Genomic DNA, 25,977 nt, shown 5'->3' on the forward strand with positions numbered 1-25,977 from the left:
TTGCACTCCATAGTATCTGATAGTGGAATAGATTATAGAACTTACGTATAATTACTCGTTGTAAAAGAACGAGAGGCACGAATAAGAAAGGTGATTTGTATGAGACTAAAAGATAAAGTAGGAATTGTTACAGGAGGCGCTGGTGGAATTGGTCGTGGCATCGCACTTGCAATGGCTAAAGAAGGCGCACATATTGCAATCGTAGATATCAATGAAGAAAACGGCCAAAAAGTGCTTGAAGAAATCAATGGCCACACAGAAGGCATGCTTTTTATTAAAGACATTTCTAAAAGAGAAAACGTTGAAGAGATCGTAGAAAAAGTTGTAGAAAAGTTCGGTAGACTTGATATCTTAGTCAATAACGCTCACGCATCTAAACAAGCACCATTCGCTGAGACAACAATGGATATGTTCGATCTATCCTTTAACACTGGATTCTATCCAACATTTAACTTTATGCAAGTGGCCTATCCAGAGCTTAAAAAGGCAAAAGGTAAAGTCATTAACTTTGCTTCAGGTGCTGGAATTAATGGACAACCTACACAAGCTTCATACGCTGCAGCAAAAGAAGCGATTCGCGGAATTACGCGTGTAGCTGCGAATGAGTGGGGCGCAGACGAAATTAACGTAAACCTTATCTCTCCAATTGCGTTAACTGAAGGTGTGAAACAATGGAGTGAAAACTTCCCAGAATTATATGATGAAACAATCAATAAAATCCCTATGAAACGTATGGGTGACCCAGAAAAAGATATTGGTCGCATCGCTGTATTCTTAGCTAGCGAAGATTCTGACTACATTACCGGCCAGACAATTATGTCCGACGGTGGATCAACTAAATTATAATGATCAAACTCAGATAAACATAACTTCCTTACATTGGAGGAAGTTGTGTTTTTTTTATAAAGCTGAGCCACCCTCATTCAAGAGGATTTCGCATTCATAGTATAATAATATGGGGTGAAACTAATGCGACAAGAAAATATAATAACCGATGAAAAGCTAGTCCTCCAAGCTGCACAAGCTATATGGGCGATGAATAAATACCTTGTACTCGCTTGTAACCAACAAGATTATCAGAAGGTGCGCACGTATTTAAAAGCGAATGATCGTGATTTAACTGCGGCTTATAGAATTTTAAGAAATATCGAAACAACATATGGTCAAGTACCAACAGAAGAGCTCCCTCAACTTTCGAATGCACTGTACCATATGGCGGGTTATTTCAAAAAATTAGTATCCAGTGAAGAAAGACAAAAGATGAGTAATTCCATCCAAACAAACTTTTCCCAAGCGCTAACATTGCTTGAAGAAAATACGCAAAAATATCAAGTGCATTATTTATTGCATTCGCGTTTTTGGCCTCAAGACAGAGAGAAGCCGTTTAATCTCGTTCCGGTTGCACTTAAACATCATAACGTTACTTACGAAGCAAACGAGTTATTATGGTATGGCGACTATTTAACATTTAACAATTAAAGAGAAAAAGGTGATTTGATGCGTTTATGGCACGAACAACTAATCCCAGATCTACCAAGGCCTCAGCTGTTAGGTCAACATCGTGAATGTTGCGCATTACGTGGATTAGGATGGAAAAAGAAACACGCTACCGTAGATTATGTTTTCACCCATTCCCCTTATAAATTGTATCAGTATCATATGTTAGTCATCGAAGAGATGCAGCGTCGCGGTTATAAAAATGACCCGTTATGGGAGGATCCAACCTATCGCGGTAAAGCTTGTCCTCCATATGATCTAGCCGATATGAAGGTCGAGAGATTAACTAATCCTATTTATCCAGAACATGACACCGCCTACTTAAAGGAATGTAAAAATAACTTACTTGAGAAGGGTATTCGGTTGTCATATGAATGAACGATCATAACTTCAAGGAAATACCTAAACAAAAATCGTGATTTTTTCTCCATATTTTAAGGCTCATAGCTTATAACGACTATGCTAGTATCAAAATATGGAGTTGATAAACATGAATCAATCTGATTATTTATTACAAGAAGCTACTAACTTTATTCATAGCTGCTACACTGAACTTGGGATACCCGAAGAAGAACAAAACAAAAGAATTTCTGACATTGAAAGTGAAATACACCGTACAGGTACTTATGCTCATACAAGCTTGGAATTAACACATGGAGCAAAGATGGCTTGGCGCAATAATAATCGATGCATTGGTCGATTGCTTTGGGATACATTACACATTATTGATGCACGTCATATTTATACAGCAGAAGATGCTTATGACAAACTTATTGAACATATTAACTTCGCTACAAATGTCGGGAATATACGATCTACAATTACCATTTTCCCTCCAAGATTCGATGGAAAAGATCCAATGAGAATTTGGAATCATCAGCTGCTACGTTATGCTGGATATGAGTCCAATGGTGAAGTGATTGGTGATTCCACATCGATTGCTTTTACGAAAGAATGCGAACGTTTAGGATGGTCAGGACAGCAAACAAACTTCGATATTCTCCCATTAGTCATTCAAGAGTTAGGACAGACACCTAAACTATTTGAAATACCTAAAGAGATCGTGAAGGAAGTTGAGATCACACATCCTCAATTTGAAGAATTCAAAGCGTTAAATCTAAAATGGTATGCTGTACCAATCATTTCTGATATGCGATTAGAAATAGGTGGTATTGATTACCCGATGGCACCATTTAACGGTTGGTATATGGGGACTGAAGTAGGAGCGAGAAACCTTGCTGATGAAGATCGGTATAATGCACTACCTAAAATAGCTGAAATAATGGGGCTCAACACAAATTCAGACCGTTCCCTTTGGATTGATAAAGCTCTAGTGGAATTAAATATCGCTGTAATCTATTCTTTTGAAAAAGCTGGTGTCACGCTTGTCGACCATCATACGGCGGCAAAACAATTTAAAGCTTTTGAGAAGAAAGAAATGAAGCATAATCGTCCAGTTACAGGGAATCGGGCATGGCTCCTTCCACCGCTATCGTCAGCAACAACGCATATCTACCATAAACCGTATAAGAATGACATCGTCACGCCGAATTACTTTTATCAAGAAAAAGCATACGAGCCTACTACGTAAATTTTAATAGTAGATGAAATAAAAAGAAGTGTTTCATAACAATAGGCGAAACACTTCTTTTTATTTTTGTTTGAAGACTACTGTTTATTCTCCCAATTAAACTCAGCGCTTTTTATAAAATCATATAATTCATTTTTCCCCTTTACTTGATATATACCGTCGTCAAGGTCAACACACTCTTTACCTAACAAAATATGATAGCTACTTTCCTCAGTTTTAAGCGTGATAATATACTCGACCGAGGGGGTTTTATTTGTTTCTTTCATCTCCATGCTTCTAGGTTTCTTTATAATGTTTTGAATTACTTCATCGGAAGTTGATTCAGTCCATTTGTGGTTAAGCATATCTTCAATTCTAACTTTCTCTACAACCGTATCGTTTGATAGTTCAGATGATATTACTGATTCATAAGTAGTTTGTTTACTCTGTTCGATCATAAACCACGCTACCCCTAACACGACAACAAATGAAGTAACCAGAACTTTTTTCTTCAAATAACCTCTCCTTTTCAAAGCTTATATAATCGTATTAATTATTTTTATTAAAACATACAATACATAATTACACAGCAGGTTTAATGTCAATGATTGATGATGTCACTTAGCTATCGACTTACATAAGATACTTCAAGTCATTGTAAATGCACAATTTGTATCCAATCGTTTAATAACAGTAATCCTTGGAACGAAGTAAATTGCTCTCTACTTATGCTTATTTCTAAAGTTACGGAGGTACTGTATGATAAATTTTCATTCATTTTATGGAACAATTACGATGATCAGTGATTTTCCAATAGGTCAAGATGATGAGGAAGCAGGCTGCTATAAGATGATGTCTGTCGAAAATAATTCAGGTGAGTTAGTTAATTTCGTTGTAACACCTTCAACTTATTTTGTAGATCACGTAGCGGTGAAAGTGGGAGATCGTGTAACCGGGTATTATGACGGTGATGCACCAACCATCCTCATATACCCTCCACAATACGAGGCACTTGTCATGGTTAAAGAGAACCAAAACCAACATGTAAAAGTTGATTATTTTAATAGCCAGTTGGTGAGTAGCAACGGACAGCTAGCACTGAATATCTCTCCATATACACAAATTGTGTTAACCAATGGTCAGACATTTACACAACCACCGAAAAATCGAGATTTAATTGTCATTTATGGACCTGCAACCTTTAGCATTCCTGCACAAACTACACCTTACAAAGTCATTGTATTATGTTTTTAAAAACTCGCCTAACAGATAAATAGTTCACTTACCGTGGAGAAAATCTAAAATAACAATATATTTAGCATATCAATTGGTATGCTTTCTTTTATTGTCATACCAATGCTTTAACTATAATCGCACCCGCTTTGACATATAAATTCGCATTGATTTTATCATAATGATAATATTTATTGTAATCGTGTTATTTTGTCATTTATTTACTATGTTAAACAACTGTGAATTACTATGTGAATTCGTATGTGATTTATTTATCCACTGATTTTTTTATTTATAAAAATTTTTCTGTCATCTGTAATCATTTTTTGATTCCATATGTTAAAATGCAGGAAAATAACATAAATACTGAAATAACTTAATAATACTGAAATGATTTATTGCATAATCACTTTAGAAAAGTAGGGTTTAATTTGAATTACGGTAAATGGTCTGCGATATTGGGAGTTATTTGTGCATTAACTATTTTTTCCTCTTATGCAGTTGCTCCAAAGCAACCCGAAGGTATGATGGTTGTTCTTATACAGATATTATTCTTCACTTCCATTGTCTCAGGAATACTTGGTTTAATTTTTAGTTTTATAAGTTTTAAAAAGAAAGAAAAAGGGTTTTTAAAGATGATAGCTCCCATAATAGTTATCTTAGTTATATTAACGTTTGTTATTTCATTCATTCTTACGGTATTTAGTTTTCTGTAAAAACCTCAAAAAGCGAATTTAATGTAAGGAATGATATTCATATAAAGGGCGCGCTAATTTAACAGTGCGTCCCTGCAGGGTCGTAACTTAGTCTTGATAAGTAACGCAAAGGAGCGAAAAAAGTGTCTAATGATATTAAAGTCGAATTCGAAATAAAAGCATTCGGAGAAGAAGAAATAGATAATTATAATAATTCATTTAAGGGATATGAGGTTGCAAGAAATAAGGTGTTATCAAAAGAAATAACATTGGGGGAACTTGAAAATTACATATCTTCCATCTTTAGAGAGGTAAAGGATGATTATGGACAACAACCTGAACAACTAACTGCAAAAATCACCATTAGAGCAAAAGAAAATGAAGGTGAAATTACTTATCTCGGTTGAGCCTTATCTATTCCTCAATACGAACGGGCGCAGTTGTAGAATAAGAAGTGCGCCTCTAACGGGGCAGGTTATAGAGCAGAGGTGATAATCATTGAGAATATTTTTATTCGTTGTTTCTTATGTTGTGTTAGATGTAATTAGTTCATTACTTTATGTCGGATTATTGCTGTTGCTTTTTAGTACAATGAAAAAAATATTTAATATGAACGAAGAAAAATGGAGCGCACTTTTTAAATACAGAAAAGGAAAAGGCTTATATTCTATAATGGTTTTTCCGTATTTATTGATGATTGCCATAATGTTCCCAGTATCTATGTTAGGGTTTGAATTGATTAACTTTGATTATAGAATTTTAGGTTATATAGCCGTGATTATGTTACCAACACTTATTCTATTACTAAATCTACCTAAACTTAAAGAAAGTATAGTAAATAAATACGCAGAAAGTTATTAAGCAAAAGGGCGCGTTTCTTTAATAAGAATTGCGCCTATTTTCTATATAAATATTTTTGTGTCTATAAAGGAGAGGTGTAAGTTTGAAACAAATACCATTGATTTTATCATTTATTCTGTGCATTTTTGTAGCAATTTTAAATTTTTCGGAACACGACTTTTTTAATGGCATGTTTATGGCTATTATTTCTTTACTTGTCCTAATCGAATTGGTGAGACAGTTAACAAATAAAAGTGAGGAGTCTAGTTAAGCAATCGGGCGCGATTGTTGCATAACAGCATTAATATATTAAAAAGTCGCTCAATTGATATGAGCGATTTTTTTCGTTCTAAAGTCATACTTCACTTTTGGTGGAGAAATAGTGAACTACTAATGCAAATAGCATTAAAATCGCACTGTTTTCCCAGGGATTTTTGTAATACAAATAACAATGGTATTAACAGTATACTTACCTAGCAGACGAGTTATTTTTATTGCTTATTTCGATAAGAATGCTCACAAAACAAATCGTTAATAAGCAATTCCTACACGTTTGCGAATAAATGTATCGTCTGAAAGCTGGCTATAAGCAAAGGCTGCTGTGTCCTGAACCGAAATTTTCCTTCCGTCTACGGGCAGCGTCTCTGCTTCCACACGATAATCCCCTACTTCTTCTCCTTCAGGCAAATACGTCGGACAAACAACTGTCCAATCAAGGTCTGATTCTTTCAAAAGCTCATATGCTGCAGCATGATCCTCGGCTGCAGTCGTTGTTTTCCGCTTCGACTCACTCGATTGAAACCGGTAAATGCTAGGGTTTACTCTGCTATTTAAAATCCCCGCCGTTCCAATCGTAATATATCTTTTCACATGATAATCATTCATGAGTTGAATGATCATTGGTGTGTAGCGAGAGAGCACGTTGTTTTTATCTGTGTTTAGCGCACTTACAACCGCTTCGACAGGTATTATAGTCATCGCTTTTTCCAATGCTTCTGCATCGAGCACATCGCCTTGCACGATATATAAATGCGGATGGTCTAGCATTATCTTCTCAGGCGATCGAACAAGAGTCACCACTTCATGCCCATCTTGCAACATTTTTTCGAGTAAGGCAGTTCCAACTCGCCCTGTTGCACCGAGTAGTAATATTTTCACACTCTTCCCTCCTCTTTGCTTATAGACCTAGTACTTAGTAGTTTAGCGGAAGAGTACAATAAGTAAAAAGAAAGAGACTTCCAAAGAGTCTCTTTCCATACGATCTTTTCTATTCTTCATCTACAGGGATATAATCAAAGATTTCACCTGATTTCGTCAGCTTCGTGAGCTTTTCCAACCATCGGTAATAGACTCTAGCATCTTCAAGTTGTTGATAATCCAATTCAGCCTTTTCTCTTAATGCTTCATCTGTCTCAGGGTCCTCGATTACTTCTTTCAGTTGTTCCTGGGCTTTTTTCAAGCTAACCAAATACATATTCACTTCACGTTCCCACTTCATGCCATAGAAATGAGAAAAATAATTGAAAAAATTCTTTTCAGCAATGAATGAATCCTTTCTCGATCCCTTCTGCCATACCTTTTTAACGATATTAATATCTTGCAGCTTGCGGACGGAAGTGCTCATGCTCGGTTTACTCATACCGAGTGCGTCTTTCATTTCATCTAATGTAATCGGTTCGTGTTTAAAATACATGGTTGCGTACAAACGCCCTACTGCAGGAGTAACACCATACAAGTCCATCGTTTCTGATATCGTATTAATCATCATCCGTTCAACCTGTTCAATCTTTTCTTGAGCATTTCCATTGTGTGAGTCATTCCGTTTTTCTTCCATGGTGGCACCTCTTTTTTGTATATTGCACTTGAGTTATTCACGCGAGTAAGGAAGCCTATATAGAATATTGCATATGTTAGTATGTTTATTTAGTTTGTTAAGTACAAATTGAATGTTTCTTTTATTTTATAATTAGTATGGCAAAGAAGCAAGCTAAAATCAGCACTTCATAAAAGAGACGATCCTCTTAGTGAGAACCGTCTCTTTACCTCTATTTATTTCATCCACTCATCAACGACATCCTGATTTTCTTCTATCCATTTTTCAGCACCTTTTAGTGGATTGTCTTCGTTTTCTTTCGTTTGGATCATTAAATCACCCAACTGATCATCATTCAGCTTAAAGTTCATCAACCATTTGCTGACATCTTCATGATCTGAGTCGAAACCATCACGAGTTGCCATATAAATTTTCTCTACTTCACCAAAGGTCTTTTTCGGATCGTCTAAGAATTTTAGATCTACTTCAGAGAAAATGTAATGTGGCTTCCATAGTGGCGCAACAATCGGTTCTTCATCTTCGACTGCGAGTCTAATTGATGAAATCATTGCCGCTGTACTGCTTGCTGATAAATTGTAATCAAGACCATATTCATCAATAACTTCCTGTGCAACAATCATCGTACCTGCTCCAGATTCAAAGCCAATGATTTCCCCATTGAACTTGTCTTTATTTGCATTCAAATCTTCAATACTATTGATATCTTCCATATATGTTGGAACAACCAACCCAACTCTACCATTATCATACCATGGTTCTTCAAAGAAATTGGCTTGATCTTTAAACTCTTCATAGTAACTCTTGTCTTGGACAGGCAACCAGATCTCAGGTGCGATATCTAATTCTCCTGCTCCTAACGCAGCCATTTGTGGCCCCATTTCAAGCAACTTCAAATCCACTGTATACCCTTCATCTTCTAATAGAGCTTTCCATAGATTTGTAACGGCAATATTTTCAGGCCAATTAATTTGTCCGATCGTAATTGTTCCTTTGTCTTCCTCTGACCCATTCGAGTCTTCATCTGATTCTGCATCCGAGCTCGTTGAACCACATGCCGCCAGTACTAAAAATATTGTCGCCATTAAAGTGAATAGACTTATACGTTTAACATTCATTAATTACAAACACCTTTCCCTTTTTGTTTTTTAATTACATCTAGATCGAATACTCTTTTATTATAAGCGTGTATTGATTTCAACAGATGATACGCTTCATCGCCTCCCTTTGTTAAATAAAATAAATTTATTAAATTTTTTCTTAACAAATTATTCATATCTTATAGGTTAAAGAAATATTTTCTTTTGTCAAATCAATATTCTGTTTTTTCCTGCTTCCTTGTTGTTCTAGAAGTAACGAGACAAATTTTAAGTTTTTCAATAGGTTATTCAAAAACGTAGTCATTGCGGTACATGGCAAGCAAATGACCAATCTCCCTCAACTATGATTTGACAACGAAATTAAATCACTGTTAGGATTAGTTTATTAGAAACGTTAAATTTTTATTTAACAAACTTAACGTTATTCGTATAGGAGTGATGATGTGAAGTTACAAAAGATGTATATAAATGGAGAATGGCTGCATGCCAAATCCGAAAAGACTCGTGAAATTATTAATCCTTTTAACCAAGAAGTAATCGCTACAGCAGTAGAAGGAAATGCTGAAGATGCAAAAACAGCGATTCAAGCCGCACGCGTAGCATTTGATGAAGGCAGTTGGAGTACAATGCCTGCAAGTGAGCGTGGTGCAATCGTCAATAAAATTGGTTCATTGATCGAGCGAGACTTAGAAGAACTGGCAGAACTCGAAACATTAGATACGGGTAAAACCGTTCAAGAAAGTCGCGAAGATATGGCCGACATTGCGAATGTATTCTTTTATTTCGCAGGTCTCGCTGATAAAGATGGTGGCGAAGTCATTGCTTCTCCAATCCCGAATAGTGAAAGTAAAGTCGTTCGTGAACCTGTCGGTGTCTGTGGTCAGATTACACCATGGAACTACCCACTGCTTCAAGCCGCATGGAAACTCGCACCTGCTTTGGCTTCAGGCAACACGCTAGTCATGAAACCGAGTGAGATTACACCATTAACGACTGTAAAAGTTTTTGAACTCATGGAAGAAGCTGGTGTACCAAAAGGTGTTGCGAACTTAGTACTCGGAGCCGGAAAATCTGTAGGCGCTGAATTAGCTTCCAACCATGATGTCGACTTAATTTCATTCACCGGTGGCATCGAAACAGGAAAAACGATTATGCAAGCAGCGAGTGACAATATGAAAAAAATTGCTTTCGAGCTTGGCGGTAAAAATCCGAACATCGTTTTTGCCGATGCTGACTTTGAAACAGCTGTTGACCAAGCATTAAACGCTGTATTTTTTCACGCAGGTCAAGTGTGCTCTGCGGGAGCGCGTCTGTTAGTAGAGGAAAGCATCCATGATGAATTCGTAGAAGAGTTAGTTGAACGAACGAAACGAATTAAATTAGGAAACGGTTTCGATGAAGACACACAAAGTGGACCAATGATTTCAGCTGAACACCGCGAAAAAGTGGAAAGCTATGTAGAAATCGGTAAAAACGAAGGTGCCAAACTCGTCGTTGGAGGTAAACGTCCAGAAGACCCTGAGTTAGAAGACGGTTTTTTCTATTTACCTACAATTTTCACAAACTGCACAAGCGACATGCGCATTGTTCAAGAAGAAGTGTTCGGCCCAGTACTCACCGTCGAAACATTCCAAACGAAAGAGGAAGCCGTCCAACTTGCTAACGATACGATTTACGGATTGGCTGGTGCCGTTTGGACACAAGACTTGAGTAAAGCAGAATTTGTTGCTGCCCGTTTACGCATGGGAACAGTTTGGATCAATGACTTCCACCCTTACTTTGCGCAAGCACCTTGGGGCGGTTATAAACAATCAGGTATTGGCCGTGAACTTGGACGTGAAGGCATGGAAGAATATACAGAGTTAAAACACATTTTCCGCAATAAACAACCGAAACCGATTAAATGGTTTAAGTAAGAAGTCGATGGCGTACTGATAGATTCTTAAAAAGGTAGCTGTACCATGATTGCTCATGGTGCCTTCCTTTTGCACATTTTGTTAAATTTTTATTTAATAAATAAAACAAACTAAATAAAATATCAATGAGGATAAGTTTTTAGATTCTATAAAACAATCTTCAAGGGGGTAAATGACATGACACAAACATATGATTACGTAATTGTCGGCGGTGGGAGTGCAGGTTCTGTACTCGGTAACCGCCTCAGCGCAGATAAAAATAACAGTGTTCTTATTTTAGAAGCAGGACGAAGTGATTACTTTTGGGATTTATTTATTCAAATGCCTGCCGCGTTAATGTTCCCATCCGGCAATCGCTTTTATGACTGGATCTATTCAACAGACCCTGAGCCGTATATGGACGGGCGCCGTGTCGCTCATGCTAGGGGGAAAGTACTTGGTGGATCAAGTTCAATCAACGGGATGATCTATCAACGAGGTAACCCATTAGACTATGAGAAGTGGGCTTCAGAACCAGGGATGGAAAAATGGGATTTTGCCCATGTCCTTCCGTACTTCAAACGGTTAGAAAAAGCTTTTGGAGCCGATTCTTCCGATGAATACCGCGGGCTTGATGGTCCGATCAAATTAAAACGTGGCCCTGCAACTAATCCGTTATTCCAAGCATTCTTTGAAGCTGGCGTTCAAGCGGGTTATGCAAGAACACCTGACGTCAATGGATTTCGCCAAGAAGGCTTTGGACCGTTCGACAGCCAAGTGCATAACGGTAGACGTGTATCGGCGTCACGTGCTTATTTACGCCCAGTGATGCATCGCAAAAACCTTACAATTGAGACACGTGCTTTTGTGACAAGCATTAATTTCAACGGTAAGAAAGCAGAAGGATTAACATACAAAAAGAATGGAAAAATCCATCACGTCAACGCAGGAGAAGTCATTCTTTCTGGCGGTGCATTCAATACGCCGCAGTTATTACAGTTGGCTGGTGTAGGAGATGCCGAACATTTGCGTTCCGTTGGCGTTGAACCGATTCATCACTTGCCAGGGGTTGGAGAAAATCTGGAAGATCACTTAGAAGTATATATTCAGCACGCTACTCCTGAGCCCGTTTCCATGCAACCGAGCTTAAACAAACTGAAAATGCCTTGGATTGGCTTGCAATGGTTACTTGGTCGTACCGGACCAGCAGCATCCAACCATTTCGAAGGTGGCGGATTTGTCCGTTCGAATGATGAAGTTGACTATCCGAACTTAATGTTCCACTTCTTGCCGCTAGCTGTACGGTATGATGGACAAAAAGCAGATACAAAGCACGGTTTCCAAGTTCACGTTGGACCGATGTATTCCAACTCAAGAGGAAGATTGAAGATTCGTTCCAATGATCCATTTGAGTATCCAAGCATCGTCTGTAATTATTTATCTACCGAAGAAGATCGTCGCGAATGGGTCGAAGCCATCCGTGTTGCACGAGACATTCTTTCTCAGCCAGCGATACAAGGATATAGTTCTGGTGAAATTTCTCCAGGGCCTTCTGTCCAAACAGATGAAGAAATTATCGAGTGGGTTAAGAAAGACGGAGAAACAGCACTCCACCCATCATGCACAGCTAAAATGGGCCCTGCTTCTGACCCGATGGCAGTAGTAGACCCAGAAACAATGAAAGTGCATGGGTTAGAAAATATCCGTGTCGTGGACGCATCCGCCATGCCACGCACAACGAACGGAAATATCCACGCTCCAGTATTGATGTTAGCTGAAAAAGCAGCTGATATTATCCTCGGTAATGAACCGTTGGAACCAGAATATAAAGATTATTATGTTCATGGCGTTCATGCCCCAGATGCAGGGGCAGTTAAGGCGTAAAAATAATCATGAAATAGGAAAGAGACCGCTCTTGTTGAGAACGGTCTCTTTTATTTTTGCAGGGAAAGAAATGAGCTTTAGATTTAGTGTAGCTAAAAGCAATATTATTAATATATTCTAGTTTCTTTTATTTAATTTTGCGGATTTGAATTAATATTAGATAAGAAATCTTCTTTTGTTCTCAATACGTGATTTTGAGCATGTTCGCGAGCGGCTTGTTTATTTTGGTTTATAATTGCCTGTACAATTTGTTCATGTTCTTTAATTGATTTTTCCACTTGGAAATCCACAAAATCCGGGAATTGTGGCTGTAATCCATTCCATAAATCTGAGAGTAATGAAAATAGCCGTGCACTCTTCGAAGCTTTCCATATAAACGAATGAAAGGCTTCATTTAATTCTACATAACTATTACCTTCAGAATGTTTAATTCTATTATGAATTTGTTGAAGTTCATCAAAATGTTCTGGGGAATCACAAGCTCGTTCTGCAGCCATCCCTTCTAGGAATGCACGAATTTCATAGTGAACTTCAATATCTTCTTTTCTCAAGCCAATTACTACAACTCTGCGATTACTCTGAATATTGATAAGCCCTTCTCTGTCTAATACTTGAAAAGCTTCCCTAACTGGCATTCGCGAAACTCCTAATAAATTCGCAATACCTTCTTGCGTAATCTCTTGTCCCTTCTGTAATTTCCCATTATAAACCGAGCTTCTTAGAGAATGAAGAACTTGATCCGTCGTTGATAACTTTTTTATTTTTTTCATAATTATCTTCCTCATTTTGTATTGATATATTCATTATAACTCTTTGACAATTTAAAAATTAACAAATATAATTATTTTATTATTTGGATACAAAATACATTATACAAAATACAATTGGAGGATTAAAATGTTACCCTTAGAAGGTATAAAAATCATTTCATTAGAACAAGCCGTTGCAGCGCCATTTGCCTCCAGGCAACTCGCTGATTTAGGGGCTCGTGTTATAAAGATTGAAAGACCTGAAACTGGTGATTTCGCGAGAAACTATGATCAAACTGTAAAAGGAATGTCTAGTCACTTTGTGTGGATTAATAGATCCAAAGAATCTCTTACATTAAATATGAAAGCGGATTCAGGTAAATCAATATTTAAAGATTTACTAAAAGACGCAGACGTAGTGCTTCAAAACCTAGCTCCAGGGGCGATGAATCGTTTAGGTTTTAGTAATGAAGAACTTCATAAAATTAATGACAAGTTAATTATTTGTAATATTTCTGGCTATGGTTCTAATGGCTCTTACGTCAACAAGAAAGCCTATGATTTGCTCATTCAATGTGAGGCTGGTTTCTTATCGATCACGGGAACTGAAGAAACACCTTCTAAAGCAGGAATTTCAGTAGCAGATATTGCAGCTGGCATGTATGCATATAGTGGTATCTTAAGTAGCATTATCAAGAGAGCTAGAACCGGTAAAGGAGAAGTACTGGATATATCCATGTTAGAAGCATTAGGTGAGTGGATGGGATTCCCAATGTATTACTCGCTTTATGGAGATAAGGAACCAAAACGTACAGGCTCTCATCATGCAACTATTTATCCTTATGGGCCTTTTCAAACCGCTGGGGAAGAGACTATTTTCTTTGCCATCCAAAATGAAAGAGAATGGGTAAATTTCTGTGAAAATATTTTACATAACCCTGACCTGGCTGTAGATTCTCGTTATTGTAACAATTCGAAAAGAGTTGAGAACAAAGAAAGTTTGCAACGTGAAATAGAAGATGTTTTAAACACTAAAAGTCTGCATGAAGTTATGAATGAACTAGAAGAAAATAAAATTGCTAATGCTCAATTAAAAAACATTAAGCAATTTGCTAACCATACTCAACTTCGTGAAAGAAAGAGATGGATAGATGTTGAGACACCAGTAGGAAGGATTAAATCACTCCTCCCACCAGCCGCAAATAGTAAAGAAGACATCAAAGTATCTCCTATTCCAGAAATAGGTGAGCACACAAATCAAATATTAACAGAACTAGGTATGGATCAAGATACAATAAAACAATTAAAAGACTCTCAAGTTATATAAAAAGGGCTGATTAATTATGTTAAATAGATCTTTGTTATTTGTACCGGCAGATAAAGAAAAGATGCTCAGGAAAATAAATGAATTACAGGCGGATTTAATAATTATAGACTTAGAAGATGCAGTTAGAGTTGATGAGAAGCATATCGGGAGAGATTTGATTAGGAAATATATTGGCGACTGGGAAAAACCTGTATTTATTCGCGTCAACAGTATAGAAACAAGTGAATTCCAAGTAGACATGCAATTAATCCTGGAAATAAGCAATGCGGTGTCATTACAAGGTGTAATGCTTCCAAAGTCCTCATCAAGACGTAATATTGAAGAGCTTGCAGAACATCTTGAAACAATTGAAAATCAAGGAAGTAGACAATCAAAATTATCGATTATTCCTCTGATTGAGAGTGCTCTAGGAGTGCATAACTCTATAGAAATTGCATCTAGTCACCAACGGGTTATGATGTTAGCTTTCGGTGGTGTTGATTTTACCACCGATATCGGCGCTCAAATTACAGACGGAGAAATGGAATTACTATATGCACGATCAAAAATGGTTATTGCTTCTCGTTGTGCAAATATAAAACAGCCAATTGATACTGTTTATACGAACTTCAAAGACAATGATGGGTTCATTGAAAATTGTATATATGTTAAAGCGTTAGGTTTTGCAGGAAAATTATTAATCCACCCATCCCAAATTAAAGGTGCTAACGCTGTGTTTTCTCCTTCAAAAGAAGAATTTGAATTTGCACAACAATTGGTATCCCAGGCTCTTAAAGAAAAAGGGGCCTTTCAATTAGATGGAAAGATGATAGATAAGCCGATTATTGAGAAAGCTGAGAGGATTCTTAATGAATATGAACTAATTAAATCAAAAAACTAGGGGGATAAAATATGGCGCAACCAGCTCAGAAAAATGATCAATTTAAAATGAACACAAATCCAACTAGAAGTCGAGTAAGTATTTTTAACATTCCCATTGTATGGTTTGCAGTTATAACTGCTTTGGCATTAGTGGCTATGTATACTGATAATTTACCTACAGGAATTATAGGTGGTTTACTCATCATGATGGTATTAGGTGAGTTGTTTGGCTGGATTGGTGATCATACTCCAATCTTAAGGAGCTATCTAGGTGGCGGTGCAATCCTAGCAATTTTCGGTTCCGCTTTTATGGTATATGCTAATCTGATCCCTGATCAGACGGTTACACTTATTACTGACTTTATGAAATCAGGAGGCTTTCTAAACTTTTATATCGCTGCACTAATAACAGGAAGTATACTAGGAATGAACTCTGAAACATTGAAAAATGCTGGTGTAAAGTTTGCCCTACCTCTTCTTGCAGCCGTAGCAGGGTCCATAATTTTAGCAGGATTTGTTGGATTAGTAATTGGTTTCGGTTTTAAAGATGCAATCTTAGTAATTGCAATGCCTATCATGGGTGGAGGTATGGGAGCAGGTGCAATCCCTATGTCCCAGGTTTACTCAGAAATCTTGGGTAATGACCCTTCTTATTATATCTCGATATTGGTGCCTGCATTAGCACTAGGAAACGTCATAGCTATTATTTTCGCTGGATTATTAAATATGTTAGGTAATAAATTCCCTTCATTAACAGGAAACGGACAATTAATGGCTGGATTTGATGTAGAGAATAAAAAGATAACGTATAACATTGGAGAAATGGGAATTGGAGTCTTAGCAGCTTTAACGTTTTATATCATCGGTCAAATGCTTGGTAACTTCATTCCACTTCACCCATATGCACTAATGATCATTTCAGTTGCCGTATTCAAGCTCGCTGGTTGGTTACCACCGATTATCGAGTCCGGGGCAAACCAATGGTATCAGTTTGTTGCAAAAAACTGGACACTTGCACTCCTAATTGGTATTGGAGTCGCTTATACTGACTTGAATGCTGTGATTAATGCCTTAACTCTAGAATACATCTTACTTGTATTTAGCGTGGTGTTTGGAGCAGCCCTTGGAGCTGGTATACTCGGTAAACTAGTCGGTTTCCATCCAATCGAAGCATCTATAACTGCAGGTTTATGTATGGCTAATATGGGAGGAACAGGCGATGTCGCTGTGCTATCAGCTTCCAAACGAATGGAATTAATGCCTTTCGCTCAAATTGCCTCTCGTCTTGGCGGAGCACTCATTTTGTTGATTGCAGGACTAATTGTACCGTTGTTATAGAATATAAGTAGCGGCTATCATCTGATGATAGCCGCTTATGTATTGCTTCTTCCTGAATTCATTCGTCTACTTCACTTATCTCTGAAACAAAAATTATTACCGTCATGGCGTTCACGCCCCAGATTCAGAACTCTAGTAATCTAAGTCATTATTTCCCCGAATTCCCTCTCTTCAAAATATTTATTTGCAAGCGCATTCTACCTATGGCATACTGTGGATTGTAACGCAATTTAAAAACTTCATACGTTATATGTAGGGGAGCTAGTGATGCTAGCTGAGATTGTATTCTTGAAATACTAACCCTTTGAACCTGATCTGGTTGGTACCAGCGGAGGGAACATTTCATTAGAATCATTTACACATAAATGAGATATATTCCTGTGCGCTAAAGGACCACCCTTTAGCGCACTTTTTATTTTGTGTGAGCATGCTGATTATTCTAAAAGGGACCCTTCTCATATAACGAAAACAAATGGGGGTATTTACGTGAAAAAATGGATGAGCATCATTTTGTTTGTAGGAATCGCTTTTTTAGCAGCTTGTGGCCAAAACGATGAAAGTAATGGAAGTGACGAAGAAGGCAATGCTGACCTAACACCTGTAAAATTCGCACTCGATTGGACACCGAATACGAACCACACAGGAATTTATGTCGCAAAAGAAAAGGGCTATTTCGAAGAACAAGGCCTAGATGTTGAAATTTTACTACCTGGCGAAGTTGGCGTGAATCAGCTGCTAGCCGCCGGGAAAGCGGACTTTGGGGTTAGTTACCAAGAAGGCCTTACACAGGCGCGCTCGGAAGGTCTTCCACTCGTCTCCATTACAGCAGTGATGCAGCATAATACAGCCGGTTATGCTTCCCCTGTAGAAAAAGGGATTACTTCGCCAAAAGATTTTGAAGGGAAAAAGTTTGGAGCATACGGTTCTGACCTTGAGAGAGCGATGATGACAACAATCATGAAAAATGATAATGCCGATGTAGAAGAAGTTGATTTCATTACAACGGGGGACTCTGACTTTTTCGTTGCTGTTGAACGCGATGTCGACTTTTCACTTGTCTATTATGGTTGGACGGGAATTGAAGCAGAACTAAGAGGTGTAGATTTAAACATGGTTTATCTCGCTGACTTTTCCGACAAACTTGATTTCTACACACCGATCCTTGCTACTAATGAAAAGATGATCTCCGAAGATCCAGAGTTGGTAGAAGCTTTTACACATGCAGCTGTGAAAGGGTATGAGTTTGCGATTGAGCAACCAGAAGAAGCTGCACAAGTATTAATTGATGAAGTACCTGATCTTGACCCGGAACTGGTGAAACGCAGTCAGGAATGGCTATCACCTCGGTACAAAGATGATGCCGAACAGTTTGGTATCCAAGAACAAGAAAGATGGCAGAAATTTGCTGACTTTTTATTAGAAAATGACATTATCGATGAAGCAGTAGATATTGATCAAGCATTTACGAATGAGTTTTTACCAGAGAAGTAGGTTCATAGATTACAGAAACTAGGAGTGTTTTTATGGCAAATGCCTTGTTAAGTATTCAAATAATCCCTAAGGTCGACGATCAAGATGTATATTCATTTGTGGAAGAAGCAATTGCCGTAATCGAGGCAACCAATGTGAAATACAGCGTACACCCATTGGAAACAACGATGGAAGGCGAATTGTCGGAGCTACTACAAATTGTACAGAAAATGAATGAGAAAATGTCAGCATTAGGTGCTCCAAGTGTCATCTCCCAAGTTAAAATTGCTTATCGACCAGAAGGAATCACAATGGATGAGCTCGTGGAGAAATACGAATGAAAACGAGTTTACTGAAACAAATATGGAGACCAATCCTTGCCATCTTATTATTTATCGGGCTATGGGAAGTAGCAACACGACTTTTTTCCATTGAGGAATGGCTACTCCCTGCTCCTTCCGATATTGTGATGGAGGCGAAAAGCGTTATTCCAACCTTTTTGCCTCATCTACAATCAACTGTAACATTATCTGTTTCAGGCTTTCTCATCGGGACGACAGTTGGTTTAGGGGTAGCAACGATATTACATCTCATGCCGAGAGTCCGAGAAACGTTTTTTCCCTTTATCATTATCTCTCAAAATATGCCGATTATCGTTCTCGCCCCATTACTTGTGATCTGGTTCGGATTCAATGCGCTACCTAAGTTAATCATCATTACATTAGCCTGTTTCTTTCCGATTGCCGTTTCCGCCTTAGGTGGATTTACACAAACGAACCGGGAGTTAGTCCACTATATGAAAATGATGGGCGCGAATAAAGCGCAGTTATTCTGGAAATTGGAATTGCCACATGCCATTCCGTCGATTTTTTCAGGACTAAAAATCGCAGGAACATACAGCGTCATGGCAGCTGTCGTATCCGAATGGTTGGGTGCACAAAAAGGTATTGGGGTATTTATGACACTTGCCGCTTCTTCCTATCGAACATCACGCGTATTTGTAGCCATTATCGTTGCAATGATCATCAGCTTAGCCTTTTATGGACTGATTCTATTATTGGAGAAGTTTTTCATTCGCTGGCAGAAGAAGGGGGAAAGCAATTAGATGTTGGAATTACGTCATGTGAGTAAGTCATTTGGACAAAAACAAGTTCTTCAGGAAATTTCACTTCACGTAGCGAATGGAGAGTTTGTTTCAGTAATCGGTCCCTCTGGAAGTGGAAAAAGTACGATGTTTAGTCTGATTGGAGGCCTTCTTGAACCAGATGCTGGTGAGATCTATTTAAGTGGAGAAAATATAACCAATAAACGTGGCTTCATTAGTTATATGCCACAGCAAGCCTCCTTATTTCCATGGCGAACGATTATAGAAAACGTGTTAGTCGGCCAGGAACTACAAGGAAAGAAAGATTACGAACGAGCTGAAGCGATGTTAAAAAGAGCAGGACTCGGTGATGTGATTCATGCCTATCCTCATGAGTTATCTGGTGGCATGAAACAACGGGTCGCTTTCATCCGTGCTTTGTTAAGTCCACAATCATTGATGCTGCTCGATGAACCGTTCTCGGCTCTTGATGAGTTTACAAGAACCGATATGCAAAAGTGGCTTTTATCCATTTGGGAGGATGACGAACAATCGATTCTCTTTATTACCCATAATATTGACGAGGCATTATTTCTGTCGGATAAAATTATTATCCTATCCGTCAACCCTGCAGAAATTAAAGAAGTCATTGAAGTCCCATTCAAGAGACCACGAGATGAAGAATTATTGCTTTCAGAAGAATTTCTTCAGTGGAAAAGAAAGATTATGGATGTCATTCAATATTAAACAGATCAATGAGGAGGAATGATGATGCAAAATCAATCTTGTAGTAATCAAACCGTTAGCGCGAGTTTTTCCATTCACCCGATGAGTGATGATTTTAAGGACATCATTCTCGGCGCGTTAGATGAAGTCGATACATCAAACGTCTGGTTGGAAACGGATGATGTTTCAACAAGTGTACGCGGGATGTCCACTCATGTTTTCGACGTAACAAAAGCGTTATTTATACATGCGGCAAAGACCGGGAAACATGTTGCATTCCAAGCAACTTATATGTGTGGATGCCCAGGAGATCCCGGTGAAAACACTAACCTTGAGGTTGATGAAATCCCGCTGAACAAAGAAAAAGTAGAAGATACAAAACAGTACGTTGCAGCGAAGTTCTCCCTCTACCCTTTAGGTGGCGGAGATTACATGGACCTTATTTTTCAACAAATCGAAGCAATGAAAACGTTTGTTACTGTTTCTTCTGCCCCTGTAGCAACGCGCCTAGAAGGTGAAGCAATCCAAGTATTCAATGGCTTGGAAAAGGTATTTAATGCGACGGTTGAAGGTGGATCTAGTCATACCGTCATGACCGTTTCTATTTCAGCGAATAGTCCGTCGCATACAGATAAAGTGTAAGCTCATCGTAATTAGAAAAGAGACCAGAGACCACGAGATAGTGTAATCTAAACTGTGTAAGTAGAAGAACGTTCGGCTTCTACTTGCCGGCTTGGTTTTTTTATTTACTTAGAATGATTATATATATAATTGAAGAAATTTAAATGACGGAATTAAGCGTAATCCTAAATCAGTGAATTGGGGCTAGAGGATGAAGTAATTTCATTCCGCGGCCGAGTCGTGTACTGGCTAAACCAAAGTGCACAGTTGCCCGTTCTAATCCTACATTTACTATAACAGAAGCTTAACCATTGATTAGACATGTAGTAACTATTACACTCATTATAGAATTTAAATATATAACAACTTGAAAGAGATTGTAATATACCGATCGAACTTTTCACATGACTGCAAGATTGGAGGCTTCTATGATTAGTTTACAGAATGTTACCAAACGATACGGCGCGTTTAAAGCGATTCAATCCATATCATTAAACATTAAACCTGGGGAAATCCACGGTATTATTGGCTCGAGTGGCGCAGGAAAATCTACATTATTGCGTATGATGAATTTACTTGAAAAACCTGATGAGGGCGATGTCATTATTAACAATAAAAAAATCAATCATTTAAAAGGCAAAGAGATTCGAAATATACGCCAGTCGTTAGGCATGATTTTTCAAGGATTTCATTTAGTCGGCAACAAAACGGTTTTTGATAATGTCGCTGTGCCATTAGAAATTGCCAAAATAGCAAAAAAGAACCGAACAGAACGCGTGATGGAGAGCTTGCGTTTCGTCGGTCTTGAAGCCTATAAAGATAAGTATCCTAGACAACTTAGTGGGGGACAAAAACAGCGTGTCGCTATTGCACGTGCCATTGTTAATAATCCTAGCGTTTTGTTATGTGACGAGCCAACATCATCACTTGATCCAACAACGACAATGGAAATACTTGAGGTACTAAAGCAAATTAATCAGCAACTTAACGTAACCATCATCATTGTGAGTCATGAGATGGAAGTCATTAGAAGCCTCTCTGAGCGAGTAACAGTGATGGAAGATGGTCAAATTTATGAGGTAGTAGAAATAGAGCCGACAGGTGTAAATAAAAGTAAGAAAGGGGCAGCAACATTTGTCGAACAGCTGAAGTCAGGAGGTGATTCCAATCCTTCCTGAAGTATTAGTGGAGTATCAATCTGAGATTTGGGAGTCGATTGTCGAATCATCTATTATGGTAGGTTTTTCAGTATTAGCGGCATTGTTAGTTGGACTACCCATTGGAACATTTTTATTTCTATGTCGTAAGGGACAATTACTAGAGAACAGACTCGTTTTTTCATCTTTAAATTTACTCGTGAACATTATTCGTTCATTCCCATTTTTACTACTCGTAATTTTTATGATCCCATTTACGCGATTTGTTATGGGAACTGCAATAGGTACAGCTGCCGCAACACTTCCTATGATGGTGATTGCCATTGCACACTACTCACGACTTGTGGAGCAATCCCTACTCGATGTACCAAAGGGGGTGATTCAAGCAGCTGTCTCGATGGGAGCATCCGTTAAAGATATTATTTTTAAGTTTTTATATGTTGAATCACGTTCTGCCCTCGTTTTAAGTATGACGACATCCACAATTAGTTTTATTTCCTATTCAACGATTATGGGGGTTGTCGGTGGTGGCGGAATTGGGGACTTTGCCATTCGATATGGTTATTTACAATATCGAACAGATTTAATGGTTTATATCATTATCATTATCGTGATATTTGTACAAATTATCCAATATTCAGGGATAACCTTAGCAAGAAAAATAGATAAAAGGTAGAAAGAAGGGAACAATCTATGAAAAAATCACTATTAGTAATTATGATCGCTCTCGTAACATTTCTAGTTGCATGTAGTGGCGATGATCAAACAGATAATAATGCAAATGAAGAAAATGACGTACAAACATTAAGAGTTGCAGCTGTTGAGTCACCAATGACAGATGTTGTAGAAATTGCAAAAGAACTTCTCGCCGAAGATGGTATTGAGGTAGAAGTTGTTGAGATGGGCGATTACATACAGCCAAATGAAGCACTAAAAAACAAAGAGATCGATGCAAACTTTTCACAACATGTACCATTCATGCAACAATTTAATGAAAATGCCGATGGTAACTTAGTTGACGTTCAACCGATTTATTTTGCTAACTTCGGCCTTTATGCAGATGGATATGAAAGTATTGATGAATTACCAGATGACATAACAATTGGTATTGCCAATGACCCATCTAATGTGGATCGTTCTTTACGCTTATTAGCATCCCATGGTTTGATTGAGCTAAATGAGATTGACGGAGAGCAATATGGATTAGATGATATTATCGATGAATCACACAACTTCAGTTTTGAACAAACAGAAATTGCTTCGTTATCACGTTTATATGAAGATGTGGATGGAGTTATTATGAACCCAACACATGCGAGCCATTTAGATTTAACACCAGCTGATGATGCACTTATCACAGAAAAAGAAGATAACAAATTTGCGATTACATTAGTAGCCCGCGAAGATAATGCGGATTCTGAATTAATTCAAAAGTTAAGGGAAGCAATGACAAGTGAAGAGGTAAGAGAGTTTCTAACGGGACGTGAAGGAGAATCAGCTGTACCGGCATTTTAATAAGAAAATCTCATTTATTTAGAAGTGTACCGAGAAAGTAGGTACGCTTCTATTTTGATTCGTAGTAGAAACATACGCGGAAGTGATCATACAATTATTTCTTCAGATTATTATTTTCAATAAATTTATCAAAGTCGTTAGAGGTATTTTGAACAATGCGAAGTTGTGTAACCGTCAAGTAGAAATGAACATTTTCTGCTCATTAATTTTGAACACTTTTCTCTTGAAACAAAGATTGCCTATATTTAATTCGATGACTGGCCCCATTTAAATGAACAACCTCTGAGCGATGGAGGAGGCGATCTAGGATCGCCGTTGTTATTCCTTGGTCACCAAGCAGCTCTCCCCATTCATCAGGTCCTTTATTCGACGTTAATATGATTGAGCTCCGTTCGTATAGGTGATTGATTAAATGAAAGGATTAAGTTTAATTGATCAGGAAACTCACGAACTCAGTTACAATGTTGAAAACGTGGTTGCTTATCTTAAAGCCGTGAAAAAATGCATTTACCATAGCAGGAACAAAGAATGGAAAGTCTCATGGATGCGGTAATACAGCTATGAGTTAACAGATGATAGTCAAAGTTTCCTACTGATTGAAGCGGGTGCTGAAATATAGTGAGCACTCGCTTTTTTTAATTTTTATGTTTTTTAACTCCTCTATTGTCAATAAAAAAACCTAGAACAATAACAATCCAAATATACGGTTCAGTTAATGAAATCCCGGCTTGTGACTCTCCTCCAGCTATTGAGAAAATAATAATTAGCGATATCGTATAAAAAAATAGGAACCTACCAAAATTATTTGAGCTTTCATCTGTATCTACCTTTTTACTTAAAAATCCTGCAATAATTAGCAATATTAATGCAAACCAAAATACTTGGGAGGACCAGTCTGGCAAATTAGGTTGCGGAAAGAAATCTAAAAACAATGCAATAGTAAATATTGCAAGCAGAGTAATTTCAATGATTTTTAGGATTGTACTCATATAACGGTTCTCCCCAAACTATTTGATATGAGGTACGAGAGTGAAGGTTATTTTAAAGATTGCTATGTTTTCTCTGTTTATTAAAATTATAGTAATAACTCAATTCAAAAACTAAAAAGCAAACGAATAGACTTGCTAAAATAGGATAGGAAGATTCGATAAGAAAAGCCAAAATTAATGTAATAAAAAAAGCGCTTAATCCAAATATGATTGGATAATTTATAAGTTTTCTTTTTCATAAAAAATCATCCTGGCTTTCTAATTTTCAATTTTTTATGACCATCAAAATTTAAAGAAAATATTAATTGATTGCTTTCTAGGCAATAAAAAATCATTATTTCCAATAATTTAGTCAGTGTTGATTTCTACCACCTTGTAGTTTATCATCTACTCCATTTCCCTCAGTAAGGACGAATCCAATTGACTTACTGAACTTTGACCAGTCAATCCTAACGTAATATCCAAATCGGCAAGCATATTTTGCATGACTTCTTTTACGCCTTTTTGACCAGCAACTGCTAAGCCATACATCAACGGCCTTCCGACAAGTACTGCTTTTGCTCCGAGTGCCATTGCCTTTATAATGTCCGAGCCACGTCGGATTCCACTATCCATTAATACCGGTACTTTATCTCCAACAGCTTCTACGACCTTAGGAAGTGCATCTAGTGCTCCGATCGCACCATCCACTTGGCGTCCACCATGGTTGGACACGATGATGCCATCGACACCCTTCTCTACAGCAAGCTTAGCATCACTTTCATGTAAAATACCTTTTAGAATGATTGGTAGATTTGTATGTTCACGCAAAAAGTCGATATCATCCCACGTTAAGCTTGTATTACCAAATACTTTCGTCCAATGCATAACGGCAGCTTGAGGATCCTCTTGTGGTGATTTATCTAGCTTAGACAAGAAAGCCGGATCGGTGAAATAATTTCCTACACCTTCACCTGCTAAGAATGGTAAATATACATTTTTCAAATCATACTCTCGCCACGCCATCATCGGTGTGTCCAATGTCACCACAATAGCAGAGTAGCCAGATTTCTCTGCGCGTTTTAGGAAACTTGCCGCAATCTCAGGGTCTCTACTCCAGTATAGTTGAAACCAACGTGGAGCATCTCCCATCGCCTCTGCGATCTTTTCCATCGGCACACTAGAGGCTGAACTTGCGATATAGGGAACACCCATTTCAGCGGATGCCAGTGCCGAGCCAATTTCCCCTTCTTCATGAATGATCGATTGAACGCCGATTGGTGCTTGTAAAATAGGGAACGGATACTTCTGACCAAAAAGGTCAACCGATAGATCACGTTTATCCACATTTCTTAGCATGCGTGGAATAACTTCTCGATTTGTAAACGCTTTCGAATTTGCCTGCATTGTCTTTTCGCTTCCTGCTCCACCCGCAATATAATAATAAGGACCATCTGCTAATTTCTTACGGGCTAGTTCTTCCCACTCCTCAAGTATGACTGGAAATCTGTCAGGATCCGGGTTTTGCATCGTTGAATAAATTTGATACTGAATCTTGTTTCCGATATTCTCCAATGTACTTATCCCCCTTTTTATTGCTATATACCTATTCTAAT

The 25,977-nt window shown here is 37.9% G+C and carries 28 protein-coding genes, 1 pseudogene and 1 riboswitch; of the genes and pseudogenes, 21 read left to right on the forward strand and 8 right to left on the reverse strand.

The annotated features are described in order from the left end of the window. Nucleotides 1-99 precede the first annotated feature (99 nt). The 4 genes from FPQ10_RS08115 to FPQ10_RS08130 all read left to right on the forward strand — a co-directional run bounded on the left by FPQ10_RS08115 (nucleotide 100) and on the right by FPQ10_RS08130 (nucleotide 3,088). Nucleotides 100-846 (forward strand): SDR family NAD(P)-dependent oxidoreductase, encoded by a 747-nt coding sequence (locus FPQ10_RS08115; protein WP_144162824.1) that lies wholly within the window; start codon nucleotides 100-102, stop codon nucleotides 844-846. A 123-nt stretch (nucleotides 847-969) separates the two neighbouring features. Next, a complete protein-coding gene (locus FPQ10_RS08120; RefSeq protein WP_144162826.1) occupies nucleotides 970-1,479 on the forward strand; it encodes a DUF1722 domain-containing protein in 510 nt (169 codons plus the stop codon). 18 nt (nucleotides 1,480-1,497) lie between these two features. Next, complete coding sequence (locus tag FPQ10_RS08125) at nucleotides 1,498-1,875, forward strand: TIGR02328 family protein (RefSeq protein ID WP_144162895.1); 378 nt, start codon at nucleotides 1,498-1,500, stop codon at nucleotides 1,873-1,875. A 112-nt stretch (nucleotides 1,876-1,987) separates the two neighbouring features. After that, a complete protein-coding gene (locus FPQ10_RS08130; protein ID WP_222103060.1) occupies nucleotides 1,988-3,088 on the forward strand; it encodes a nitric oxide synthase oxygenase in 1,101 nt (366 codons plus the stop codon). A 77-nt stretch (nucleotides 3,089-3,165) separates the two neighbouring features. On the opposite strand, the gene FPQ10_RS08135 is transcribed toward FPQ10_RS08130, so the two are convergent. After that, nucleotides 3,166-3,582 (reverse strand): hypothetical protein, encoded by a 417-nt coding sequence (locus FPQ10_RS08135; protein WP_144162830.1) that lies wholly within the window; start codon nucleotides 3,580-3,582, stop codon nucleotides 3,166-3,168. Between the two features lie 244 nt (nucleotides 3,583-3,826). Between FPQ10_RS08135 and FPQ10_RS08140 the strand changes: the two genes are divergently transcribed. The 4 genes from FPQ10_RS08140 (at nucleotide 3,827) to FPQ10_RS08155 (ending at nucleotide 5,856) form a co-directional block, all read left to right on the forward strand. Next, the gene (locus tag FPQ10_RS08140; RefSeq protein ID WP_144162832.1) at nucleotides 3,827-4,321 is read left to right on the forward strand and encodes a hypothetical protein; all 495 of its coding nucleotides are present in this window, start codon (nucleotides 3,827-3,829) and stop codon (nucleotides 4,319-4,321) included. Between the two features lie 410 nt (nucleotides 4,322-4,731). Further along, nucleotides 4,732-5,016 carry a hypothetical protein gene (locus FPQ10_RS08145; RefSeq protein ID WP_144162834.1) on the forward strand — a complete coding sequence of 95 codons (285 nt, stop codon included), beginning with the start codon at nucleotides 4,732-4,734 and terminating at the stop codon, nucleotides 5,014-5,016. Between the two features lie 122 nt (nucleotides 5,017-5,138). Next, nucleotides 5,139-5,402 (forward strand): hypothetical protein, encoded by a 264-nt coding sequence (locus FPQ10_RS08150; protein ID WP_246569167.1) that lies wholly within the window; start codon nucleotides 5,139-5,141, stop codon nucleotides 5,400-5,402. A 91-nt stretch (nucleotides 5,403-5,493) separates the two neighbouring features. Further along, nucleotides 5,494-5,856, forward strand: a complete 363-nt coding sequence (locus FPQ10_RS08155) for a hypothetical protein (RefSeq protein ID WP_186278612.1) — start codon at nucleotides 5,494-5,496, stop codon at nucleotides 5,854-5,856. Nucleotides 5,857-6,366: 510 nt separating this feature from the next. On the opposite strand, the gene FPQ10_RS08160 is transcribed toward FPQ10_RS08155, so the two are convergent. From FPQ10_RS08160 to FPQ10_RS08170, 3 genes are all read right to left on the reverse strand, one after another. Further along, complete coding sequence (locus tag FPQ10_RS08160; protein WP_144162836.1) at nucleotides 6,367-6,993, reverse strand: NAD(P)-dependent oxidoreductase; 627 nt, start codon at nucleotides 6,991-6,993, stop codon at nucleotides 6,367-6,369. Nucleotides 6,994-7,102: 109 nt separating this feature from the next. Then, nucleotides 7,103-7,669 (reverse strand): choline uptake/conversion transcriptional regulator CudC, encoded by a 567-nt coding sequence (cudC, locus tag FPQ10_RS08165; protein WP_144162838.1) that lies wholly within the window; start codon nucleotides 7,667-7,669, stop codon nucleotides 7,103-7,105. A gap of 215 nt (nucleotides 7,670-7,884) precedes the next feature. Further along, on the reverse strand, nucleotides 7,885-8,784 hold the full coding sequence (locus FPQ10_RS08170; RefSeq protein ID WP_144162841.1) for a glycine betaine ABC transporter substrate-binding protein: 900 nt from the start codon (nucleotides 8,782-8,784) through the stop codon (nucleotides 7,885-7,887). Between the two features lie 440 nt (nucleotides 8,785-9,224). Here FPQ10_RS08170 and betB point away from each other — a divergent pair, with 440 nt between their 5' ends. Together betB and betA are read left to right on the forward strand one after the other, a co-directional pair. After that, a complete protein-coding gene (betB, locus tag FPQ10_RS08175) occupies nucleotides 9,225-10,682 on the forward strand; it encodes a betaine-aldehyde dehydrogenase (protein ID WP_144162899.1) in 1,458 nt (485 codons plus the stop codon). A 177-nt stretch (nucleotides 10,683-10,859) separates the two neighbouring features. After that, nucleotides 10,860-12,545, forward strand: a complete 1,686-nt coding sequence (gene betA / locus FPQ10_RS08180; protein WP_144162843.1) for a choline dehydrogenase — start codon at nucleotides 10,860-10,862, stop codon at nucleotides 12,543-12,545. Nucleotides 12,546-12,676: 131 nt separating this feature from the next. Here betA and FPQ10_RS08185 read toward each other — a convergent pair whose 3' ends face one another. Then, complete coding sequence (locus FPQ10_RS08185) at nucleotides 12,677-13,315, reverse strand: GntR family transcriptional regulator (protein ID WP_186278613.1); 639 nt, start codon at nucleotides 13,313-13,315, stop codon at nucleotides 12,677-12,679. Nucleotides 13,316-13,442: 127 nt separating this feature from the next. Here FPQ10_RS08185 and FPQ10_RS08190 point away from each other — a divergent pair, with 127 nt between their 5' ends. From FPQ10_RS08190 to FPQ10_RS08240, 11 genes are all read left to right on the forward strand, one after another. Continuing rightward, entirely contained in the window at nucleotides 13,443-14,621 is a 1,179-nt protein-coding gene (locus tag FPQ10_RS08190; RefSeq protein ID WP_144162847.1) for a CaiB/BaiF CoA transferase family protein, read from the forward strand. A 16-nt stretch (nucleotides 14,622-14,637) separates the two neighbouring features. Continuing rightward, on the forward strand, nucleotides 14,638-15,501 hold the full coding sequence (locus FPQ10_RS08195; RefSeq protein ID WP_144162849.1) for an HpcH/HpaI aldolase/citrate lyase family protein: 864 nt from the start codon (nucleotides 14,638-14,640) through the stop codon (nucleotides 15,499-15,501). A gap of 11 nt (nucleotides 15,502-15,512) precedes the next feature. Further along, entirely contained in the window at nucleotides 15,513-16,820 is a 1,308-nt protein-coding gene (locus FPQ10_RS08200; protein WP_144162851.1) for a 2-hydroxycarboxylate transporter family protein, read from the forward strand. A 244-nt stretch (nucleotides 16,821-17,064) separates the two neighbouring features. Next, a riboswitch (TPP riboswitch) is annotated at nucleotides 17,065-17,174 on the forward strand. Nucleotides 17,175-17,306: 132 nt separating this feature from the next. Next, nucleotides 17,307-18,311, forward strand: a complete 1,005-nt coding sequence (locus tag FPQ10_RS08205) for an ABC transporter substrate-binding protein (RefSeq protein ID WP_255439811.1) — start codon at nucleotides 17,307-17,309, stop codon at nucleotides 18,309-18,311. Between the two features lie 32 nt (nucleotides 18,312-18,343). Further along, nucleotides 18,344-18,631: a thiamine-binding protein gene (locus FPQ10_RS08210; RefSeq protein ID WP_144162853.1), complete on the forward strand. Its 288-nt coding sequence runs from the start codon at nucleotides 18,344-18,346 to the stop codon at nucleotides 18,629-18,631. Next, a complete protein-coding gene (locus FPQ10_RS08215) occupies nucleotides 18,628-19,395 on the forward strand; it encodes an ABC transporter permease (protein ID WP_144162855.1) in 768 nt (255 codons plus the stop codon). Before FPQ10_RS08210 ends, FPQ10_RS08215 begins: the two co-directional genes overlap by 4 nt. Further along, nucleotides 19,396-20,121 carry an ABC transporter ATP-binding protein gene (locus FPQ10_RS08220; protein ID WP_144162857.1) on the forward strand — a complete coding sequence of 242 codons (726 nt, stop codon included), beginning with the start codon at nucleotides 19,396-19,398 and terminating at the stop codon, nucleotides 20,119-20,121. Between the two features lie 24 nt (nucleotides 20,122-20,145). Continuing rightward, on the forward strand, nucleotides 20,146-20,742 hold the full coding sequence (locus FPQ10_RS08225) for a YkoF family thiamine/hydroxymethylpyrimidine-binding protein (RefSeq protein WP_144162859.1): 597 nt from the start codon (nucleotides 20,146-20,148) through the stop codon (nucleotides 20,740-20,742). A gap of 407 nt (nucleotides 20,743-21,149) precedes the next feature. Next, entirely contained in the window at nucleotides 21,150-21,899 is a 750-nt protein-coding gene (locus tag FPQ10_RS08230) for a methionine ABC transporter ATP-binding protein (protein WP_144162861.1), read from the forward strand. Further along, nucleotides 21,889-22,554 (forward strand): methionine ABC transporter permease, encoded by a 666-nt coding sequence (locus tag FPQ10_RS08235; protein ID WP_144089672.1) that lies wholly within the window; start codon nucleotides 21,889-21,891, stop codon nucleotides 22,552-22,554. Before FPQ10_RS08230 ends, FPQ10_RS08235 begins: the two co-directional genes overlap by 11 nt. A gap of 17 nt (nucleotides 22,555-22,571) precedes the next feature. Beyond that, nucleotides 22,572-23,393 (forward strand): MetQ/NlpA family ABC transporter substrate-binding protein, encoded by an 822-nt coding sequence (locus FPQ10_RS08240; protein ID WP_144162863.1) that lies wholly within the window; start codon nucleotides 22,572-22,574, stop codon nucleotides 23,391-23,393. 202 nt (nucleotides 23,394-23,595) lie between these two features. On the opposite strand, the pseudogene FPQ10_RS08245 reads toward FPQ10_RS08240, so the two are convergent. The 3 genes and pseudogenes from FPQ10_RS08245 to FPQ10_RS08255 form a co-directional block, all read right to left on the reverse strand. Then, nucleotides 23,596-23,811 (reverse strand): annotated as a pseudogene (locus FPQ10_RS08245) (ATP-binding protein); the annotation flags it as partial. A gap of 217 nt (nucleotides 23,812-24,028) precedes the next feature. Next, on the reverse strand, nucleotides 24,029-24,382 hold the full coding sequence (locus FPQ10_RS08250) for a hypothetical protein (RefSeq protein WP_144162865.1): 354 nt from the start codon (nucleotides 24,380-24,382) through the stop codon (nucleotides 24,029-24,031). A gap of 387 nt (nucleotides 24,383-24,769) precedes the next feature. Then, nucleotides 24,770-25,936, reverse strand: coding sequence for a lactate 2-monooxygenase (locus FPQ10_RS08255; protein WP_186278614.1), 1,167 nt, complete (start codon nucleotides 25,934-25,936; stop codon nucleotides 24,770-24,772). Between the last annotated feature and the right edge of the window lie 41 nt (nucleotides 25,937-25,977).

It is taken from the genome of Allobacillus sp. SKP2-8, from assembly GCF_007559355.1.
Taxonomy (GTDB): Bacteria; Bacillota; Bacilli; order Bacillales; family Alkalibacillaceae; genus Allobacillus; species Allobacillus halotolerans.

Coding starts and splice junctions, on each gene's coding strand:
- FPQ10_RS08115 (WP_144162824.1), top strand. CDS start 100: ATGAGACTAAAAGATAAAGTAGGAATTGTTACAGGAGGCGCTGGTGGA.
- FPQ10_RS08120 (WP_144162826.1), top strand. CDS start 970: ATGCGACAAGAAAATATAATAACCGATGAAAAGCTAGTCCTCCAAGCT.
- FPQ10_RS08125 (WP_144162895.1), top strand. CDS start 1,498: ATGCGTTTATGGCACGAACAACTAATCCCAGATCTACCAAGGCCTCAG.
- FPQ10_RS08130 (WP_222103060.1), top strand. CDS start 1,988: ATGAATCAATCTGATTATTTATTACAAGAAGCTACTAACTTTATTCAT.
- FPQ10_RS08140 (WP_144162832.1), top strand. CDS start 3,827: ATGATAAATTTTCATTCATTTTATGGAACAATTACGATGATCAGTGAT.
- cudC (WP_144162838.1), bottom strand. CDS start 7,669: ATGGAAGAAAAACGGAATGACTCACACAATGGAAATGCTCAAGAAAAG.
- FPQ10_RS08170 (WP_144162841.1), bottom strand. CDS start 8,784: ATGAATGTTAAACGTATAAGTCTATTCACTTTAATGGCGACAATATTT.
- betB (WP_144162899.1), top strand. CDS start 9,225: ATGTATATAAATGGAGAATGGCTGCATGCCAAATCCGAAAAGACTCGT.
- betA (WP_144162843.1), top strand. CDS start 10,860: ATGACACAAACATATGATTACGTAATTGTCGGCGGTGGGAGTGCAGGT.
- FPQ10_RS08185 (WP_186278613.1), bottom strand. CDS start 13,315: ATGAAAAAAATAAAAAAGTTATCAACGACGGATCAAGTTCTTCATTCT.
- FPQ10_RS08190 (WP_144162847.1), top strand. CDS start 13,443: ATGTTACCCTTAGAAGGTATAAAAATCATTTCATTAGAACAAGCCGTT.
- FPQ10_RS08195 (WP_144162849.1), top strand. CDS start 14,638: ATGTTAAATAGATCTTTGTTATTTGTACCGGCAGATAAAGAAAAGATG.
- FPQ10_RS08200 (WP_144162851.1), top strand. CDS start 15,513: ATGGCGCAACCAGCTCAGAAAAATGATCAATTTAAAATGAACACAAAT.
- FPQ10_RS08210 (WP_144162853.1), top strand. CDS start 18,344: ATGGCAAATGCCTTGTTAAGTATTCAAATAATCCCTAAGGTCGACGAT.
- FPQ10_RS08215 (WP_144162855.1), top strand. CDS start 18,628: ATGAAAACGAGTTTACTGAAACAAATATGGAGACCAATCCTTGCCATC.
- FPQ10_RS08220 (WP_144162857.1), top strand. CDS start 19,396: ATGTTGGAATTACGTCATGTGAGTAAGTCATTTGGACAAAAACAAGTT.
- FPQ10_RS08225 (WP_144162859.1), top strand. CDS start 20,146: ATGCAAAATCAATCTTGTAGTAATCAAACCGTTAGCGCGAGTTTTTCC.
- FPQ10_RS08230 (WP_144162861.1), top strand. CDS start 21,150: ATGATTAGTTTACAGAATGTTACCAAACGATACGGCGCGTTTAAAGCG.
- FPQ10_RS08240 (WP_144162863.1), top strand. CDS start 22,572: ATGAAAAAATCACTATTAGTAATTATGATCGCTCTCGTAACATTTCTA.
- FPQ10_RS08250 (WP_144162865.1), bottom strand. CDS start 24,382: ATGAGTACAATCCTAAAAATCATTGAAATTACTCTGCTTGCAATATTT.